This is a genomic window from Streptomyces sp. NPDC093591, from assembly GCF_044764885.1.
Lineage (GTDB): Bacteria > Actinomycetota > Actinomycetes > Streptomycetales > Streptomycetaceae > Streptomyces.
On sequence record NZ_JBIWIY010000003.1, the window covers coordinates 50,982 to 70,254 of the forward strand.

Consider the following 19,273-nt stretch of genomic DNA (forward strand, 5'->3'; position numbering starts at 1 on the left):
TGGTGGGTGGGCGAAGTGCCGGGGGTCCAGGGGCCGGGAGCCCCCTGGTAGGGCAGTGGTGACGCCGGGGGCGTCTCGGCCGAGGGCACCCGGGCCCCGGCGCTTGGCGGAGCCGTTACGCTGGAGGCGTGGCAGTCGTCGATGTATCCGAAGAGCTCAAGTCCCTCTCCTCGACCATGGAGTCGATCGAGGCCGTTCTGGACCTCGACAAGCTGAGGGCAGATGTCGCCGTGCTCGAGGAGCAGGCGGCAGCGCCGTCCCTGTGGGACAACCCGGACGAGGCGCAGAAGATCACCAGCAAGCTGTCCCACCTCCAGGCGGAGGTGAGGAAGGCCGAGGCCCTGCGCTCGCGGATCGACGATCTCGCCGTGCTGTTCGAGATGGCCGAGGAGGAGGACGACCCGGACACCCGTGCCGAGGCCGAGTCCGAGCTCACCGCCGTCAAGAAGGCGCTGGACGAGATGGAAGTGCGGACGCTGCTCAGCGGCGAGTACGACGCCCGTGAGGCGCTCGTGAACATCCGCGCGGAAGCCGGTGGCGTCGACGCCGCCGACTTCGCCGAGAAGCTGCAGCGGATGTACCTGCGCTGGGCGGAGCAGAAGGGCTACAAGACCGAGCTCATCGAGACGTCGTACGCGGAAGAGGCCGGCATCAAGTCGACCACCTTCTCCGTGCAGGCGCCGTACGCCTACGGCACGCTCTCCGTCGAACAGGGCACCCACCGGCTCGTGCGTATCTCGCCGTTCGACAACCAGGGGCGGCGGCAGACCTCCTTCGCCGGTGTCGAGGTGCTCCCCGTGGTCGAGCAGACCGACCACATCGAGATCGACGAGTCCGAGCTGCGCGTGGACGTGTACCGGTCCTCGGGCCCCGGCGGCCAGGGCGTGAACACCACCGACTCCGCGGTGCGGCTCACCCACCTCCCCACCGGCATCGTCGTCTCCTGCCAGAACGAGCGGTCGCAGATCCAGAACAAGGCCACCGCGATGAACGTCCTCCAGGCCAAGCTGCTCGAGCGGCGCCGTCAGGAGGAGCAGGCCAAGATGGACGCGCTGAAGGGCGACGGCGGCAACTCGTGGGGCAACCAGATGCGTTCCTACGTGCTGCACCCGTACCAGATGGTCAAGGACCTGCGGACCGAGTTCGAAGTCGGCAACCCCGAGGCCGTGTTCAACGGTGAGATCGAGGGATTCCTCGAGGCCGGAATTCGCTGGCGCAAGCAGCAGGAGAAGTAAGTTTGTCGACAAGACAACTGCCGCCACCTCGGCGGCAGTTGTCTTTTCTGTGCCCGCATGTCTGGGTTTTACATCACACTCACAGGCTCCAACTCCCTGCATAACCTCCCGTTTTGGACATGGCGTGTCTAATCGGCCTTGACGTGTCTTTGAAAAATGGGAAGGGTAAAGCGTGGCATGCGTATCTCTGGGGCGCATGTGAACCGGGGGGCTTGAGTTCAGCACTACCCCCGTCGATCACGGCCCCCGAGCGCCGCCTCACTGACGATTCAGCTACTGGGGGTAGCAACCACATGACAAAGAAGACGCGGATCCGCATCGCGCGCCTCGCGGCCGGTGCCGTGATCGCGGCCGGTGCCTCGCTGACCGCTGCGGGTGCCGCATCTGCCGCCGAGGCGGACGACTGCGTGCTCGGTCTCTTCTGCGGTCCCGAGGACCCGACCGACCCGCCGGTTCCCACCGACCCGCCGACCGACATTCCCACGGACCTCCCGACCGACCCGGGCCTCCCGACCGAGGACCCCACGGTCCCGACGGACCCGACGCTGGAGCCGACCGAGCCGTCGGACCCCACCGAGGACCCGACCACCGCCCCGACCGACCCGGGTAACGGGAACGGCAACGGCAACGGCAACGGGAACGGCAACAACGGCGGCGGTAACAACAACACCGACCCCGACGGTGGCACCTCCACCCAGGAGGAGGGCTCCTCCTCGCTCACCGACACCGGCACGGAGACCACCGGTACCGGCACGGGCACGGGCACCAGCACCTCCGCTCAGGGCGGCGGTGACGAGCTCGCCGAGACGGGTGCCGCTCAGACCACCTTCCTGCTGGTCGGCGCCGCCACGATGATCGCCGGCGGCATCGGCTTCCGCATCCTCCCGCGCCTCGCGGGTGGCCGCGGCGGTGCGGCTGCCTGACGGTAGCCATCGCTTACGCTGCGTGATCAACGCTGTACGGCCGAGGGGCCCGGAGCGCTTCGCTCCGGGCCCCTCGCCACGTCCGCTTACGGTGTGGGCGTCGCCCTAGGCGGTCTGGTGCGCCAGTAGTGCCACCGCCGCGATCAGTATCGCCAGCAGGGCGATCAGCGTCATCGGGTTCAGGCCCGCGAGCGGGTTCTCCTGCTGCAGCCGCTCGCGGTTCGCCCGGCAGACGGGGCAGCGACCCTCACTCACGGGCGCGGCACAGTTCGCGCACACCAGCCGGTCGTACGTCATGCGCCACCCTCCTTGCGAGTTCCCTCCGGGGGTTCAACGGGTTCGGCCCCGGGAACGTTCCCCCTTCCACAATGCCAGGTTCCTTCGGAAAGGGCTCGGGCGCTCTTGGAGGGGTGGTTGCCATTATCTCGCGGCTGCGGGTTGTGGGGGGCTGGTCGCGCAGTTCCCCGCGCCCCTTAGGGCACTGCGCCACCGCCCATCAAGAGACACCGTCCGTCACAAAAATGCACAACCCCGGCACAACACCTTCCGGCGACTGCGCCCCCACCCCCGGTTCGCGTATGGTCCCCCTCATCTACCCCCGGCGACCCATGGTGCACCCGTGATCCGACTCGACAACGTCTCCAAGGTCTACCCCAAGCAGACCCGCCCCGCACTCAGGGATGTGTCCCTGGAAGTGGAGAAGGGCGAGTTCGTGTTCCTGGTCGGGTCCTCCGGCTCCGGAAAGTCCACCTTCCTGCGGCTGATCCTCCGCGAGGAGCGGTGCAGCCACGGTCAGGTGCACGTTCTGGGCAAGGACCTCGCACGCCTGTCCAACTGGAAGGTGCCGCAGATGCGGCGCCAGCTGGGCACGGTGTTCCAGGACTTCCGGCTGCTGCCGAACAAGACCGTCGCCGAGAACGTGGCCTTCGCACAGGAGGTCATCGGCAAGTCCCGCGGCGAGATCCGCAAGTCCGTCCCGCAGGTGCTCGACCTCGTCGGGCTGGGCGGGAAAGAGGACCGGATGCCCGGTGAGCTCTCCGGTGGTGAACAGCAGCGTGTGGCGATCGCCCGGGCCTTCGTCAACCGGCCCAAGCTGCTCATCGCCGACGAGCCCACCGGCAACCTCGACCCGCAGACCTCCGTCGGCATCATGAAGCTGCTCGACCGGATCAACCGGACGGGCACCACCGTGGTGATGGCGACGCACGACCAGAACATCGTGGACCAGATGCGCAAGCGCGTCATCGAGCTGGAGAAGGGCCGCCTCGTCCGCGACCAGGCACGCGGCGTCTACGGCTACCAGCACTGACCGCGACCGTCCACGGAAAGGCCTGAAGAAGACGCCATGCGCGCCCAGTTCGTACTGTCCGAGATCGGTGTCGGTCTCCGCCGCAATCTGACGATGACCTTCGCCGTCATCGTCTCCGTCGCCCTGTCGCTCGCCCTGTTCGGCGGGTCGCTCCTGATGAGCGACCAGGTCAACACCATGAAGGGCTACTGGTACGACAAGGTCAACGTCTCGGTCTTCCTCTGCAACAAGAGTGACGCCGCGTCCGACCCGAACTGCGCCAAGGGCGCGGTCACCGACGACCAGAAGAAGGAGATCCTCGCCGACCTGGACAAGATGACGGTCGTCGAGAAGGTGACGTACGAGTCGCAGGACCAGGCGTACAAGCACTACAAGGAGCAGTTCGGCGACTCCCCGCTGGCCGCCTCGCTCACGCCGGACCAGATGCAGGAGTCGTACCGGATCAAGCTCAAGGACCCGGAGAAGTACCAGGTCATCGCGACCGCCTTCGACGGGCGGGACGGTGTGCAGTCGGTGCAGGACCAGAAGGGGATCCTGGACAACCTCTTCGGGCTGCTGAACGGCATGAACTGGGCCGCGCGGGCGATCATGGCGCTCATGCTGGTCGTGGCGCTGATGCTGATCGTCAACACCGTGCGAGTGTCCGCGTTCAGCCGTCGGCGTGAGACCGGGATCATGCGCCTGGTCGGCGCCTCGGGCTTCTACATCCAGGCGCCGTTCATCATGGAGGCCGCGGTCGCCGGGCTCATCGGAGGGACGGTCGCCTGCGCCTTCCTGGTGATGGCGCGGTACTTCATCATCGACCACGGCCTGGCCCTGTCGGAGAAGCTGACACTGATCAACTTCATCGGCTGGGACGCGGTGTTGACGAAGCTGCCGCTCATCCTCGCGACGAGCCTGCTGATGCCCGCGTTGGCCGCTTTCTTCGCGCTGCGCAAGTATCTGAAGGTGTGACCAACGCCAAGGCGGCCGTACGGGCAACGGGCCGTACGGCCCCTTTGCGTTGTCCTAGACTCACCGGCATGTCAGGTCGTGACCTGTTCTGTCAGCCCCGCCGCATTCGCCGCGGGGCCGCCCTGACATTGCTCTTCACGAGCGTGCTCGTCGCGGGCGCCGCGACCGGCTCCCTGCCCGGCCCCGACCGGAAGACCTCGGCCGACGCCGCCGGTTCGGCCGCACCCGCGGGCCGACACGTCGACGTCGCCGAGGCGGCCGCCGAAGCCATGGCCGCCGGCGAGTCCCCCATGGAGGCCGCCGAGCGCGCGGTCAGCCGCAGCGGGGACCGCTGGGGCGCCGTCTACTCCGAGGGCGAGTACGAGGAGTTCGAAGAGGCCCTCGACGGCGAGTACACCGGCGTCGGACTGTGGGCGCGGCGCGAGCGCGACGGCCGTATCGAAGTGACCCGGGTGCGGGCGGGGTCGCCCGCGGCGGCCGCCGGGATCCGCGCGGGCGACCGGCTGCGCAGCGTCGACGGCGAGAAGGTCGCCGGACGTCCGGTCACCGAGGTCGTCTCCTTACTGCGCGGTGACGCGACGGACGCGCCCGCCGGTACGCCGGTGAAGGTGGGGCTGGAGCGCGGCACGCGTGCGTGGGACCTCACGCTGCGCCGGGCCACCCTGTCCACCGACTCGGTCACCGTTCGAAAACTCGCCGGCGGCATCACCGTCGTCAAGATCGCCTCCTTCACCAAGGGCTCAGGCGACGCCGTCCGCGACGCCCTGCGGCAGGCCCCGGCCGGCGTCGGCGTCATCCTCGACCTGCGGGGCAACTCCGGCGGCCTGGTCACCGAGGCCGTCACCGCCGCCTCCGTCTTCCTCGACGGCGGCCTCGTCGCCACGTACGACGTCGACGGCGAGCAGCGCGCCCTGCACGCCGAACCCGGCGGCGAGACCCGCAGGCCCCTGGTCGCCCTCGTCGACGGCGGCACGATGAGCGCGGCCGAGCTGCTCACCGGCGCCCTGCAGGACCGCGGCCGCGCGGTCGTCGTCGGCACCCGCACCTTCGGCAAGGGCTCGGTCCAGATGCCGAGCCGTCTCCCCGACGGCTCCGTCGCCGAACTCACCGTCGGGCACTACCGCACCCCCTCCGGCCGAGCCGTCGACGGCAGGGGGATCACCCCTGACCTGGACGCCGACCAGCAGGTCCTGGAGCGGGCCGAGACGGTCCTCAGCGGACTCGGCGAGTCGTAAGTCGACTCGTAAATCGGCTTTCCGCGCACCCCGTCCGTAGTGCGAAAATGGACGGCACTATGAGCAAGGGAATGTACGTACCGAAGGAGTCCCAGCCCAAGCAGGGCGGGGCGGCCGCGAAGGCCAGGGACGGCGAGAAGGGCGGCAAGCGCAAGATCGTCGCCCAGAACAAGAAGGCCCGGCACGACTACGCGATCATCGACACCTATGAGGCCGGCCTGGTGCTCATGGGCACCGAGGTCAAGTCGCTGCGTGAGGGACGGACGTCGCTGACCGACGGCTTCGTCCAGATCGACCGGGGCGAGGCGTGGCTGCACAACGCCCACATCCCCGAGTATCACCAGGGCAGCTGGACCAACCACTCCGCGCGCCGCAAGCGCAAGCTCCTCCTGCACCGCGAGGAGATCGACAAGCTGGAGGCCAAGTCCCAGGAGACGGGTCACACGATCGTGCCCCTCGCCATCTACTTCAAGGACGGCAGGGCGAAGGCCGAGGTCGCTCTCGCGCGAGGCAAGAAGGAGTACGACAAGCGCCAGACCCTGCGGGAGAAGCAGGACCGGCGGGAGTCGGACCGGGCGATCGCGGCGGCGAAGCGGCGGCAGCGGGCCCAGTAGGCGGACCGGCTGCCGGGCCGCCGGGAATACGCTGGCATCGTCGTGCGTTGGTCACGTACGATGGCATCGCACCTCACAGAGGGTGCGCGCCCCTCTCCGGTCCGCCGGGGAGGATTGAAAAAACAACATGGGGATGATCGGTTTCGACAGCGGCTGTTGAAGCAGGGGAAGCGTGTCGAGGAAGCGGCAATGATCTCGTAAACCATATGTCGCAAAAAATAATCGCCAACACCAAGCGCGATTCCTTCGCCCTCGCTGCCTAAGTAGCGACTTGCGAAGTGTCAGCCCGGGGCTGTTCCCGACCCGGATCCTGGCATCAGCTAGGGAACTAAACCTTGATCCCGGTCACGGGGTGAAGAGGGAAATCTAACAGTGACTGGGCCCGTCGGCGACTTGTTCGCGTGATCGCCGGGGCCGAGAAAATCACAGCGAACTGCACACGGAGAAGCCCTGATTCTGCACCGTTGGACGCGGGTTCGATTCCCGCCATCTCCACGATCGGGAGGTTTCCGAACCTCCTCGACCCCATGTGGGCAAGGGCCCCGCCGCCTCCGGGCAGCGGGGCCTTTGTCATGCCGTATCGCGAAAGACGGGGGGACGATGACGCAGCCGGATGAGCCGTACTACACGATGTACGACGACGACTTCGGGCTCAGCGGGCTCGCCGGGAGGTCCGGAGATGCCCTGCCTCTGGCCGGGGGCGAGATGGCGGGGGACGAGCAGGCCGGGGAGGACGCCCGGAGCCTGCTGCTGTCGTCCTTGTCGGAGGACATGATCCGCACGCTGTGGCTGGCAGCCGATGGCGCGCGGTTCGATCCGGCCGCTCGGGGCACGACCGTGCGGTCGTGGCTGGTCGGCTGGTCGGAGGCGTATCCGGCGCGGCCGCCGAAGCCTCCGAAGAGCTTCGTGAAGTACCGCAGCACCATGTTCGTCGGACCTCGTCGGCCCGTGCTGGTGGAGGAGGAGATGCGGGACGCCGTGCTCGGCGAGATCGCGGCGGTGGGGGCGGATCTGGCACGGGCGGTGCCGTTGCCGGAGATCGTCCCGGTGCTGCGGCGGGCCGTCGTCGAGGCCGGCCCGGATCTCGGCTTCCGGCTGCTGCTGCGGATTCTGAAGGCGCACTCCGTGCGGGTCGACAAGGTGCGCTACGACCGGTTCATCGAGCTCAGCGAGCCCTTCGAGTACCACTTCGTAGTCGTCCACGGAGGACTGGAGGTCGACTGGCCGCCCCTCGACCCGGCCCGGCGGGACAGTGACTGGGACTTCGGGTTCTCGGAGCTCGCCGGGCGGTTCGCGCACTGGTACGACGGCACGGTTCCCGGGGTCCTGCGCCAGGTGGCCGCTGCCGACGACGTCCGGCAGTCGCCGGGCAGCGCCGCCGCCGTACTGCTGGAGGACGTGACGCGGTTGCTCGCCTCGCCCCTGTCCACCGACTCGCTCACCACCCTGTGGCTGGCCGCGAGCGAATGCGGCTTTCGGCCCGACCGTTTCGACCTCGACGTACGGCAGTGGCTGGAGCAGACCGCCGAAGTGTGCCAGGAGCGGCTGCGGGAGACCGCGCCCGCCTACCGTCCCGAACCGGGCCCGGTTCGGGCGGACCTCGCGGATGACGTGCTGCGCGAACTACGGGACCTGGAACCCGAGTTGGTGTCCAGGACCATCCAGCCCCACTGGCAGGGCATACCGGGTGCCGACGCGGCGCGGGCGCTGGAGCAGGTCGTCTCCCAGGTCGATCCCGACCTCGGCTTCCGGCTGTTCCTGCGGGTCCTGCTCGCGCTGGGGATGCCCCTCACCGAGGAGCGGTACGCCCGCTACGAGGCGCTCGGGGAACGGTTCGGCTATGGCGAGTTCCATGTCTCCCTGGTCGATGGGTACATCCAGAGTGATCTGTGACACCCCTGTGACCGGAGGTGTGGGTTCCACCACAGCCAGGGCGACGGGACCTTGGTGAGGTGGGCGGATGCCTACCGCCTTACGTGCCGTCCCCGCCGCTCTCGCCGGTGTCCTGCTGCTCGCCGCGTGTGGTTCCGAGAGTGCCTCGCCGGGCGGTGACGACGGCCGGGTCCGGGCCGAGAAGCTGTGTCCCTCGGACTTCTCGCAGTACGGCGCTTCGCCGTCCGCCGAATCGTCCGCCGGCCCCTCCGGTACGCCGACTCCGCTGCCTCTGCCCTCCGTCGCCGGTCCGGCCGAAGACGGCGTGAAGGTCACCGGCCTGTACGCCTGGGGGCCGGAGAGCGGCTGCGCCGGGGTCGAGTACAGCGCGGAGTTCGAGGTCACCAACCGGCAGACGGAGACCGCCACTTACACCGTGACCCTCGGCTTCCTCTCGGCGTCGGGAGGTGTGGCCGACGACGGGGAACGGATCGTCGAGGCGGTCGGACCGGGCCGTACCGTCAAGGGCAGTGTCGTCATGGCACAGACGGTCGGGCACGCACCCGAGGTGTCGGGCGTGAAGGTGGTCGAGGTACGCAGCGTTCCCGCCGCCGAGGCGTCGTCCGCCTCGGGGCCCTGCCCCGAGTCCGGCGTCCACCTCTACGCCGACGACGGGGACGCCGCGATGGGGCTGCGCGTCGCCGGCCTGCGCCTGATCAACTGCGGTACCCGGCCCTACCAGCTCAACGGCTACCCGAAGCTCGAACTCCACGACGAGGACCACGCCACCGTGGACGACGTACGGATCCTCCACGGGACCGACCGGATCAGCACCGCCACCGGCGGGGGTGGCAGCCCGCAACCTGTCGTCCTGCGTCCGGGTGAGGCCGCGACGGCCGGGCTGGCGTGGCGCAACACCACCGAGGCCGGCGTCGGCGATCCGGTGAACGCGCCGTACCTCCGCGTGTGGCCGAAGCCGGGGGCCGACCCCGTGATGGTGGTGCCGGAACTCGACCTCGGGACGACGGGGAAGCTCGGCGTCGGACCGTGGAAGAAGGACGAGGCGCACCAGGACCCCGCCGCGACCGCCCCCGCCGCCCCGCGCCCGTGACGGCACTCCTCGTCCTCCTCACGTGCGCGCTCGCCCTCTACCTGCTCGCCCATCCGCGCATCGCACCCGGGATCAAGGTCCTCGTCCTCACCGCACCTCCGGTGGCCGGAGTGGTCTGGCTGCTGTACGTGGTGCTCGAAGAGCCTGCCGGCGCCGTCGCCGTCAGCGCGGTGTTCGCGGTCGTCCTGATCGCGCTGAACGGCCTCCTCGCCCACCCCCGGCTCCCGGCGTGGACGAAGATGACCGTCTTCGTCACGGTCCCGGTGACCGCGGTGGCCTGGCTGCTGGTCGTCACCGCGGACGACACGATCAAGGACCCCGGCGAGGACCCGTGCTCCATGCGCTACGGCGGTGTCGGCGTCTCCAGGGCGTTTCCCCCGCAGGCGTACTGCCTCTACGACGACGGCAGCACCCACGATCTCGCGACGGGCGCCCAGTTCGTGTTCTGGGTCTGCTTCGTCAGCAGCCTGCTGCTGCTCGCGGTCGGTCTGTGGGAGGTCGTGCGAGACCCGAGGGCGCTCGTGCGGCAGTTCCGCACCACCAGGTCACTCACTCGGTGATCACCATGGCGGACGCGCCCGTTGTGTTGTCCCGCCCCATATCGACGGCTCGTTCACGCTTCTACGGTCCCTCCCCATGACACAGACCAGAGCCGCAAGCCGAGCCACGAGCCGCCGTATCCCCGTCCTGGTGACCCTTCTCGTCGCCCTGATCACCGCCGTCCTCACACCCGGTCGGGCCGAGGCCGCCGCCCTCCAGGAAGTCACCGGCTTCGGGTCGAACCCCGGTGCCCTGCGCATGTTCCAGTACGTCCCCGACGGGCTGCCCGCCGGCCGGCCGGTGGTCGTCGCGCTGCACGGCTGCACACAGAACGCCGCCGGCTACGGCACCGGCAGCGGATGGCTCCAACTCGCCGACCGCTGGGGCTTCTCCGTGGTCCTGCCGCAGCAGCAGACCGCCAACAACGCCTCGGCCTGCTTCAACTGGTTCCAGAGCGGCGACATCGTCCGCGGCCAGGGCGAGGCCGCGTCCGTCGCGCAGATGGTGGACCGGCAGCTCGCGGACGTCTCCGGTGACGCGTCGCGCGTGTATGTCACGGGGCTGTCCGCCGGGGGCGGGATGAGCGCCGTGCTGATGGCGGCGTATCCGGAGAGGTTCGCGGCGGGCGGGATCGTCGCGGGGCTGCCGTACGGGTGCGCGCAGGCCGCCGGGTCGCCGTACGTGTGCATGTACGTCGGTGCCACGCAGACCCCGCGGCAGTGGGGCGACCGGGTGCGCGCCGCCCGGCCGGGGTACACCGGCCCCTGGCCCACGCTGATCGCCTTCCAGGGCACGGCCGACTACACCGTGAAGCCCGTCAACATGACCGACCTGATGCGGCAGTGGACCGATATGCACGGGGCCGATCAGTCGGCCGACGTGAGCGACACCGTCGCCGGGTATCCGCATCAGGTCTTCCGGGACGCGGGCGGGCGGGCCGTCGTGGAGACGTACAGCGTCACCGGGATGGGGCACGGGCAGCCCGTCGATCCGGGGAGCGGGAGTGAGCAGTGCGGGAGCGCCGGGGCGTACGTCCTCGACGTGAACCTGTGTGCCGCTGACCGGATGGGGCGGGCCTGGGGGCTGGGCTGAGCCAGAAGTGCTCTGTCGCCGGGGGCGGTTGTCCGGGATGCTGAAGCATGAGCAGACCCGTGAGCGATTCCGGGAGACGCCTCGACTCCCGTAGAAGACAGTGGATTTGGCCCGCCGCTGTGGCGCTCGTCGCCGCCGTCCTCGGTCCCGGCGCGCAGGCCGGTGCGGATGCCGACCGAAGTGGCCTGCCGGAGGCCATCGACACCGTGCTGGGCGACGCGCGGATGGAGGGCGGCGTGGCGAGCGTCGTGGTCGCGGACGCCCGCACCGGCGAGCTCCTCTACCAGCACCTGCCCACCACCCGCCTCATGCCCGCCTCCAACACCAAGCTCGCCACGTCGGCCGCCGCGATGGAGGTGCTCGGCCCCGGGTACCGGTTCACGACGGATGCGCTGTCGACCGGCCGACGGCAGGGCACGGTGCTTTACGGCGACCTCTATCTGCGCGGCACCGGCGATCCGACCCTGCTCGCCGAGGACTACGACCGGCTCGCCGCCGAGGTCGCCGCGTCCGGCGTCACGCGCGTCGCCGGGCGGCTCGTCGCCGACGACACCCGCTTCGACGACCGGCGTCTCGGCCGTTCCTGGGCCGCCGACGACGAGTCCTCCTACTACTCGGCGCAGATCAGCGCCCTCAGCGTGGCCCCGGACACCGACTACGACACCGGGACCGTGATCGTCACGGTCGCGCCGGGGGAGGAGGCCGGTGACGAACCGGTCGTCACCGTCACGCCCGACACCGACTACGTCGACCTCGACGTGCGGGCCACGACCGTCGCCGCCGGTGGGGCGAACGACCTCGCCGTGGAGCGGGAGCACGGGACGAACACCATCGTCGTCAGCGGTACGACACCCGTCGGCGGGTCCGGCGCGAAGGAGTGGGTCACCGTCTGGGAGCCCACCGGATACGCCGCCGCAGTCTTCCGGGACGCGCTCGCGGAGCACGGCGTCAAGGTCGCCGGGCCGACCCGCCTGGGCCGTCAAACCCCCGCCACCGCAAGGGAGTTGGCCTCACACGACTCCATGCCCCTCAAGGATCTGCTCGTCCCGTTCATGAAGCTCTCCAACAACATGCACGCCGAGATCCTCACCAAGGCCATGGGCTACGAGGCGTCGAAGCAGGGGAGTTGGAGCGCCGGGCTGCGTGCCGTCAGCGGGTACCTCAAGGGCATCGGCGTCGACTCCGGCAAGGTGCGGCAGGTCGACGGCTCAGGGCTCTCGCGGATGAACAACTTCCCGGCCGGACAGCTCGTCGAGCTCCTCCTCGCCGTGCGCGCCGAGCCCTGGTACGCCGACTGGTACCGCTCACTGCCCGTCGCCTGCGCCCCGGACCGGTTCGTCGGGGGCACGCTGCGGACGCGGATGTGCGGTACGGCCGCCGCGCTCAACGCCCGTGCGAAGACCGGGTCGTTGACGGGGGCGTCGGCCCTGTCCGGGTACGTCACGGACGCCGGGGGACGTGAACTCGTCTACGGCATCGTCCTCAACAACTATCTGGCCTCGTCGGTGAAGCCGTTGGAGGACGCGATCGTGGTGACGTTGGCCAAGTCGACTGCGGGGGCGGCGGGTTCGGCGTCGGTGCGTGGGGGCGGGACGAACACCGACATCGAGTGCAGTTGGCGTAAGCCGGATATCTGCTGATTGCGCGCAGTAACTGCATGAATACGGTAATCTGACGCCGTGACGCGCCCTTTGGGTGCGTCCTCCCTTCACTCCGGGCCCCACCTCGTCGGGGCCCGGCCCGACGAGAGCGGTACCGGGGCCGAGCAAGGCCGCCTCACGTCGAAGGGAGGACGCCCCAGCATGTGCCGTCACGAGGAGCAGAAACCGACTCTCGTCATGCGGCTGATCCGGCTTCTGCCGGAGCGAGCGGCAAGGCACGCGAGGAGGTGGCTGCTCTGGTGGCTCACCCGGTAGTCGGATATCCCCAAAGGTCCTGGGGACATCCGACAAACACCGGTTGAGCCGGGGCCTCCGCCTGAGTGAAGCATCACCCGCCCAGACGGCGCCCTCCGCATCCAAGTACAGCACACGAGCCCCCCACCCAGCAGCACGATCACCCACAGTTCACGCCACCGCCCGCCGCCCCGTACTCCCCCTCTCCGTCATCCTCGGCGCCAGCAAAGTCGCCTCCGACACGGCCTTCCCGTCCAGCTTCTTCATCAGCAGCTCCACCGCCCGCGCCCCCACCTCGGCCGCAGGCAACGCGATCGACGTCACCGGCACCCGCAGCGATTCCGCGAGCTCGTCCGGACAGATCGCGGTGACCGAAAGATCCCCCGGCACCCGCAGCCCCAGCCCCTCAAAGGCGTCGATCAGCGGCTCCAGAACCGCCTCGTTGTGGACGACGACCCCCGTCAACGCGGGCTGCTCCCGCAGCAGTTGCTCGGCGACCGCGCGTGCCGCCGCGGGCGACGCCTCGCACGGATGTACGGCGGAAGAGAGTCGCCCCCGGTCGGCGGCGGCCGTGAACCCCTGCACCACCCGCTGTGCGAACGCCGTCCCCCGCACATACACCTCCGGCGGCGACCCCACCAGCGCCACCACCCGGTGCCCGAGCCGCGCCAGATGCTCCACGCACGCCTCGCCGGCCGCCATGAAGTCGAGGTCGATGCAGGTCAGCCCCTCGGACGCGGCAGGGAAGCCGATCATCACCGACGGCCGGTCCAGGCCGCGCAGCAGCGGCAGCCGTGGATCGTTCAGCTGCACGTCCATGACGATCAGCCCGTCCACCAACGCCGTGTCCACGACGTGCCGCAGGCCCGCCTCGCCCTCCTCCTGGGTCAGCAGCAGCACGTCATGGCCGTACTGACGCGCCGTGGTCACCACCGACACCGCGAACCGCATCACCACCGGCACATCGATCCCGGCCCGCAGCGGCACCACCAGCGCCAGCACGTTCGATCTGCGGCCGGCCAGTGCGCGGGCGCCGGCGTGCGGGCGGTAGCCGAGCAGGCGGATGGAGTCCTCGACGCGGCGCCGGGTCTCGTCGGAGATGGGGCGCTTGCCGCTGAGGACGTAGGAGACCGTGCTGGGGGAGACCCCCGCGTGCCGCGCCACGTCCGTGATCTTCACCATCAGCCCAGCTCCAGGGAGAGAAACCCGGTCCCCGCCGGTGCCCGCACCTCGCGCTCGCCCACCGCCAGCCCCCAGGGCGCGGCCGGGTCACTGCACGAGGCCCTGAGCGTGTCCCCCTCCCGTACGACCGTGAAGGCCACCTCCCCGACCCGCACCGTCACCTGCGCGCCCTGCTCCAGCCCGAACGCCCGCAGCGTGACCCCGTCGGCATGGTCGTAGTCGGGCCGGTCGTCCACCGCGCCCACCGGGATCACCGCACCCGGCCGCACCAGCAGCGGCACGCTCTGGAAGCCGTGCTGTTCGCGCACCCAGCGCGGGCCGGTCACCGTCCGTCCGCTCAGGAAGTGGGTCCAGGCGCCCTCGGGGACGTAGTACGAGACGTCCCCCTCGTCGCTGAAGACGGGCGCCACCAGCAGGTCCGAGCCGAGCATGTACTGCCGCTCCAGATGCGCACACCCGGGGTCGTCCGGGAACTCCAGCACCATCGCCCGCATCATCGGCACGCCCTCGGTGTGGGCGGTGCGGGCGGCCTCGTAGAGGTAGGGCATGAGGCGCAGCTTCAGACGGATGAAGTGGCGGGCCACGTCCACCGACTCCTCGTCGAACAGCCAGGGGACCCGGTACGACGACGAGCCGTGCAGGCGGCTGTGCGAGGACAGCAGGCCGAACGCCAGCCACCGCTTGAACAGCGCGGGCGACGGCGTGCCCTCGAAGCCGCCGATGTCGTGGCTCCAGTACCCGAAGCCGGACAGGCCGAGCGAGAGACCTCCGCGCAGCGACTCCGCCATCGACTCGTAGGTCGCCTCGCAGTCGCCGCCCCAGTGCACGGGGAACTGCTGGCTGCCCGCCGTCGCCGAGCGCGCGAAGAGCACCGCCTCCTCCTCGCCGCGGTGCTTGCGCAGTACGTCGAAGACGGTGCGGTTGTAGAGGTACGTGTAGTAGTTGTGCATCCGCTCCGGGTCGGAGCCGTCGGACCACACCACGTCGACCGGCACCCGCTCGCCGAAGTCGGTCTTGAAGCAGTCGACGCCCTGCGCGAGCAGCGCCTCCAGCTTGGCGGCGTACCAGTCGCGGGCGGCGGGGGAGGTGAAGTCGACCAGGGCCATGCCCGGCTGCCACAGGTCCCACTGCCAGACGCTGCCGTCCGGCCGCCTCAGCAGGTGGCCGAGCGCCTTGCCCTCCGCGAAGAGCGGGGAGCGCTGGGCTATGTAGGGGTTGATCCAGACGCAGACCCGCAGGTCCTTCGCCTTCAACCGGGCCAGCATGCCCTCCGGGTCGGGGAAGACGCGCGGGTCCCACTGGAAGTCGCACCAGTTGAACTCGCGCATCCAGAAGCAGTCGAAGTGGAAGACGGAGAGCGGCAGTTCGCGCTCGCGCATGCCGTCCACGAAGGACGTCACCGTCTCCTCGTCGTACGACGTGGTGAAGGACGTCGACAGCCACAGGCCGAAGGACCACGGGGGCGGGAGCGCGGGGCGGCCCGTCAAGGCCGTGTACTTGCGGAGGATGTCCTTCGGGGTCGGGCCGTGGATGACGTAGTACGTCAGTTCCTGCGTCTCCGCGCTGAACTGCACCCGGGACACCACCTCCGAGGCCACCTCGAAGGAGACCTTGCCGGGGTGGTCGACGAAGACGCCGTAGCCCGCGTCGGTGAGGAAGAACGGGACGTTCTTGTACGCCTGCTCGCTGCACGTGCCGCCGTCGGCCTGCCAGATGTCGACGACCTGCCCGTTCTTCACCAGCGGGCCGAAGCGCTCGCCGAGGCCGTAGACGGACGTGCCGACGCCGAGGCGCAGCTGCTCGCGCAGATAGTGCGCCCCGGTCGCGTCCCGCATGATGCCCATGCTCTTGGCGCCGCTGGAGGTGAGGGTGCGGCCGTCGGCCAGGAACTCGACCTGCCAGGGGCCGGTGCGGGCGACGCGGACCGACAGGGCGCCGGAGGTGAGGGTCGCGTGCTCGTCGTCGTAGGAGATCTGCGGGGTGGTCCCCTCCGACTCGGCGAGCTCGAACTCGGGGCCGCGGGGCCGCTCACCGCTGAAGTGGGTGAGGGTGAGGCCGATGACGTCGGGCATCGGGGTGTGGGCGTTGATCGTCATGACCGGTCCCGTCATCAGGTCGCCGCGGGTGCGGATGGGCCGGGTCGGCGCGTGGATCTCCAGGGCGCCGTCCGACTCGGTGACGTCGAGGACTTCGGCGGGGTGGTCCGCGGTGACTCCCTCGCGCAGGAGCCAGTAGCCGTCCGTGAACTTCATGGGGGGTCCCTTACTCGACTCGACTCGACTCGACTGCGTCTGCGGTGATTCCCGGCTCCGTTCGTCGAATCGTTTCGACGGTATGTGTCGAAGCGCTTCGACAGTCGAAGGTATGTGTGGCCTGAGGGTGCGTCAATGGCTTGCGTGGGACTGGGGCGGGAATGGGGGGACCATGACGCTGACGACGACGGCCGCCCCCGCGCCGATCGTGACGGGAAGTCCGTTCCTCGGCTCGATGAGCGACCTCCTGAACGATCCCCTCGCCACGTACTTACGGGCGCGCCGCGACCACGGCGACGTGGTGCGCTTCCGGGCCGGGCCGCCGGGGCTGCGGTCGGACATCTACGCCGTGTTCTCGGCCGAGGGCGCACAGCAGGTGCTGGCGACGCGGGCCGCCGACTTCCGCAAGGACAACGTCTTCTACGAGGAACTGCGTCAGTCGGTCGGCAACGGACTGCTGACCAGCCAGGACGACGCCTATCTGCGCCAACGGCGGCTGGTGCAGCCGCTGTTCACCCGGCGCCGGGTGAACGGCTGTGCCCGGCAGGTCGCCGAGGAGGCGGCGGCCTTGGCGGACCGGTGGCGTTCGGTGTCGGGTGGAACCGTCGAACTGGTCGGTGAGATGCACCGGTTCGCACTGCGTGTCGTCGGCCGCATCCTGTTCGGGACCGACGTGAAGGAGGCGTTCGAGGTGATCGAGCGCACCCTGCCCCCGCTCCAGGAGTACTCCCTCAAACGGGGCTTCTCGCCGCTCAAGGCCCCGCGCACCTGGCCCACCCCCGCCAACCGCCGTGCCGGGCGCCTGCAGGCGGAGCTGTACGCGCTGTGCGACGGGATCATCGACAGCCGCCGGGACCGGGGGGACCGGGCCGATTTGGTCACCCTCCTCGTCCACGCCGAGAACGCCGACGACGGCAGCCTGGACGCCGACGAACTCCGCGAGCAGGTGCTGATCTTCCTGCTGGCCGGCCATGAGACGACCGCGACCGCACTCGCCTTCGGCCTGCACCTCCTCGCCCGGCACCCCGAGGAGCAGCGGCGCGTGCGGGAGGAAGTGGACCGGGTGCTGGGCGGTCCCGGTGGCGGCCGGGCGCCCACCGCCGAGGACATGGAAGCGTTGCCGTATCTGACGATGGTGCTGAAGGAGGCCATGCGGCTGTATCCCTCCGCGCCCGTGATCGGCCGCCGCTCGGTCGCAGACGCGGAGGTGGACGGCGTACGGATACCGGCCGGCGCCGACGTCCTGGTGAGCCCCTGGGTGACCCAGCGGCATCCCGACTATTGGCCGGAACCCGAGCGCTTCGACCCCTCCCGTTTCACGCCGGAGGCCGAGGCGGGGCGCCCGCGGTACGCCTGGTTCCCGTTCGGTGGTGGGCCGCGGGCCTGTATAGGGCAGCACCTTTCGATGCTGGAGTCGGTGCTCGGACTGGCGGTGCTGGTGCGGGAGTTCGTGTTCGAGGACGCGGAGGCGGGAGAGGTGCCGTTGGGGGCGGGGATCACGTTGATGGCGAAGGGGCCCGCGCGCGTGCGGGTCGCTCCGCGGGGCTGAGCGGATGATGGTGCCGCGATGGGTGGGTGTGCGGGCGCGGCTCCGTCGTGGCTGGTCGCGACCGCGCGGCGGAGCCGCATATTGATTCAGCCCCGCGCCCCTCGGGGCGTTGCCGCGAGCGCGATGAGTAGTGCCGTAGCCGCCGCAGTGACCGGGACTCCGTAGCCCGCCGTCGGGGACAGGTGCTCCGCCGCCCAGCCGCCGATCGCGCTGCCGGCCGCGATCCCCCCGAGCAGTGCCGTCACCGCCAGGGTCATGCCCTCGTTGAGGCGGCCGTCCGGGGTGCGCTGCTGGACCAGGGCCATGTTGGTGATCATGGTCGGGGCCGTGGCTATGCCGGAGATCAGCAGGGTGGGGGCCAGCAGCATCAGCGAGCCCGTGAGGGATGCGGCGAGCAGGGGGAGGGTCAGGAGGGCGGTCATCGCGGCTATGCACCAGGGGTAGCGGTCCTCGGCGGGACCGGACAGCCGGAGGCGGCCGAACCACAGGCCCGCGGCGCAGGACCCGGCCGCCTGGAGGGCGAGCACCGCACCCGCCGCCGTGCGGTGACCCTCCGCGTCCGCGAACGCGATCGTGACGACCTCCGTCGAGCCGAACACCGCGCCCATGGCGAGGCAGACGGCCAGCAGCGCGGGCATTCCCGGGGCGCGAAGGGGCGACGCGGCGGTCGTACCGGATGCGTCGGCCGTACGGCCCCGAGGCGGTGGCTCCGTCGACCGCTGGGCCGCGAAGACCAGCACGCCCGTCACCAGGAGCACCACGGCGACCAGCGTCCCCGCCTCCGGGAAGAACGTCCCGCACAGGAAGGCCGCGAGGACGGGGCCCAGCATGAAGCACAGCTCGTCGGCGGCCTGTTCGAAGGAGTTCGCGGTGTGCAGGGACTCGGTGTCGCCCTTCAGCAGATGGGTCCAGCGGGCGCGGGACATGCCGCCGGTGTTGGGAGTGGTCGCCGTGGCCGCGTACGCGGCGAAGAGGGTCCAGGCGGGGGCGTCGTAGTGCACGCACAGCAGCAGCGCGAGGCTGCCCAGCGCCGCGAAGAGCGTGGCGGGTACGGCGATGCGGGCCTGGCCGTACCGGTCGACGAGCCGCGCGGTCCAGGGGGCGACCAGCGCGGTCGCCGCGAGGCCGGTCGCGGTGACGGCGCCGGCGAGGGCGTACGAACCCCGGGAACCGGCGATCATCACGACCGCGCTCACGCTGAACATGCCCATGGGCAGGCGGGCGATGAGGTTCCCCAGGGTGAAGGCGCGGGCGCCGGGGTGGGTGAAGAGGCGGCGGTACGGCCCGGGCGGGCGGTGCCGCGTCCGGGGTCCGAAGTCGACGGCGACGAGGGCGTCGGCGGTGATCGTGAGCAGGGGACGTGCTGGGGCTTCTCCAACATTCGGAGTTTTCCCGGTGTTCGGGGCTTTCCTGTAGGGCGGCTGCGGCATGGATCCACCGTGGCCCGCGGGGGATCACGGGGTCCAACACCTGCTCGGCGCGGATTCACGCACCCGTGTTGTAAGTCGCG

The 19,273-nt window shown here is 70.1% G+C and carries 16 protein-coding genes and 1 other RNA gene; 13 read left to right on the forward strand and 4 right to left on the reverse strand.

Features of this window, described 5'->3' with window-relative positions; genetic code table 11:
• Positions 1-128 precede the first annotated feature (128 nt).
• The gene (gene prfB / locus ACIREI_RS06835) at positions 129-1,235 is read left to right on the forward strand and encodes a peptide chain release factor 2 (RefSeq protein WP_403328136.1); all 1,107 of its coding nucleotides are present in this window, start codon (positions 129-131) and stop codon (positions 1,233-1,235) included.
• Positions 1,236-1,528: 293 nt separating this feature from the next.
• Positions 1,529-2,158, forward strand: a complete 630-nt coding sequence (locus ACIREI_RS06840; RefSeq protein ID WP_403328138.1) for an LPXTG cell wall anchor domain-containing protein — start codon at positions 1,529-1,531, stop codon at positions 2,156-2,158.
• Positions 2,159-2,263: 105 nt separating this feature from the next.
• Here the strand turns inward: ACIREI_RS06840 and ACIREI_RS06845 are convergent, their stop codons facing one another.
• Positions 2,264-2,455 (reverse strand): hypothetical protein, encoded by a 192-nt coding sequence (locus ACIREI_RS06845; protein ID WP_030952754.1) that lies wholly within the window; start codon positions 2,453-2,455, stop codon positions 2,264-2,266.
• 322 nt (positions 2,456-2,777) lie between these two features.
• On the opposite strand from ACIREI_RS06845, the gene ftsE reads away from it, so the two are divergent.
• The 10 genes from ftsE (at position 2,778) to dacB (ending at position 12,525) form a co-directional block, all read left to right on the forward strand.
• Entirely contained in the window at positions 2,778-3,467 is a 690-nt protein-coding gene (ftsE, locus tag ACIREI_RS06850; RefSeq protein ID WP_062721007.1) for a cell division ATP-binding protein FtsE, read from the forward strand.
• Between the two features lie 36 nt (positions 3,468-3,503).
• Entirely contained in the window at positions 3,504-4,421 is a 918-nt protein-coding gene (gene ftsX / locus ACIREI_RS06855; protein ID WP_403328143.1) for a permease-like cell division protein FtsX, read from the forward strand.
• A 68-nt stretch (positions 4,422-4,489) separates the two neighbouring features.
• The gene (locus ACIREI_RS06860) at positions 4,490-5,656 is read left to right on the forward strand and encodes a S41 family peptidase (RefSeq protein ID WP_403328145.1); all 1,167 of its coding nucleotides are present in this window, start codon (positions 4,490-4,492) and stop codon (positions 5,654-5,656) included.
• Between the two features lie 71 nt (positions 5,657-5,727).
• Complete coding sequence (gene smpB / locus ACIREI_RS06865; RefSeq protein ID WP_403329420.1) at positions 5,728-6,270, forward strand: SsrA-binding protein SmpB; 543 nt, start codon at positions 5,728-5,730, stop codon at positions 6,268-6,270.
• Between the two features lie 129 nt (positions 6,271-6,399).
• Positions 6,400-6,768, forward strand: a transfer-messenger RNA (tmRNA) gene (gene ssrA, locus ACIREI_RS06870).
• Between the two features lie 102 nt (positions 6,769-6,870).
• Positions 6,871-8,163: a hypothetical protein gene (locus tag ACIREI_RS06875; RefSeq protein WP_403328148.1), complete on the forward strand. Its 1,293-nt coding sequence runs from the start codon at positions 6,871-6,873 to the stop codon at positions 8,161-8,163.
• A 67-nt stretch (positions 8,164-8,230) separates the two neighbouring features.
• Positions 8,231-9,253, forward strand: coding sequence for a DUF4232 domain-containing protein (locus ACIREI_RS06880; RefSeq protein WP_403328151.1), 1,023 nt, complete (start codon positions 8,231-8,233; stop codon positions 9,251-9,253).
• Positions 9,250-9,813, forward strand: coding sequence for a hypothetical protein (locus ACIREI_RS06885; protein WP_403328154.1), 564 nt, complete (start codon positions 9,250-9,252; stop codon positions 9,811-9,813). Before ACIREI_RS06880 ends, ACIREI_RS06885 begins: the two co-directional genes overlap by 4 nt.
• A gap of 76 nt (positions 9,814-9,889) precedes the next feature.
• On the forward strand, positions 9,890-10,885 hold the full coding sequence (locus ACIREI_RS06890) for an alpha/beta hydrolase family esterase (RefSeq protein WP_403328157.1): 996 nt from the start codon (positions 9,890-9,892) through the stop codon (positions 10,883-10,885).
• Positions 10,886-10,932: 47 nt separating this feature from the next.
• Positions 10,933-12,525: a D-alanyl-D-alanine carboxypeptidase/D-alanyl-D-alanine-endopeptidase gene (gene dacB / locus ACIREI_RS06895; protein WP_403328159.1), complete on the forward strand. Its 1,593-nt coding sequence runs from the start codon at positions 10,933-10,935 to the stop codon at positions 12,523-12,525.
• A gap of 426 nt (positions 12,526-12,951) precedes the next feature.
• Here the strand turns inward: dacB and ACIREI_RS06900 are convergent, their stop codons facing one another.
• Both ACIREI_RS06900 and yicI read right to left on the reverse strand, forming a co-directional pair.
• Positions 12,952-13,962: a LacI family DNA-binding transcriptional regulator gene (locus tag ACIREI_RS06900; RefSeq protein WP_403328162.1), complete on the reverse strand. Its 1,011-nt coding sequence runs from the start codon at positions 13,960-13,962 to the stop codon at positions 12,952-12,954.
• Positions 13,962-16,214 (reverse strand): alpha-xylosidase, encoded by a 2,253-nt coding sequence (yicI, locus tag ACIREI_RS06905; protein WP_403328165.1) that lies wholly within the window; start codon positions 16,212-16,214, stop codon positions 13,962-13,964. The genes ACIREI_RS06900 and yicI overlap by 1 nt, the downstream gene beginning before the upstream one ends.
• Before the next feature lie 172 nt (positions 16,215-16,386).
• Between yicI and ACIREI_RS06910 the strand changes: the two genes are divergently transcribed.
• A complete protein-coding gene (locus ACIREI_RS06910; protein WP_403328167.1) occupies positions 16,387-17,763 on the forward strand; it encodes a cytochrome P450 in 1,377 nt (458 codons plus the stop codon).
• Positions 17,764-17,849: 86 nt separating this feature from the next.
• On the opposite strand, the gene ACIREI_RS06915 is transcribed toward ACIREI_RS06910, so the two are convergent.
• On the reverse strand, positions 17,850-19,193 hold the full coding sequence (locus ACIREI_RS06915) for an MFS transporter (RefSeq protein ID WP_403328170.1): 1,344 nt from the start codon (positions 19,191-19,193) through the stop codon (positions 17,850-17,852).
• Positions 19,194-19,273: the final 80 nt, after the last annotated feature.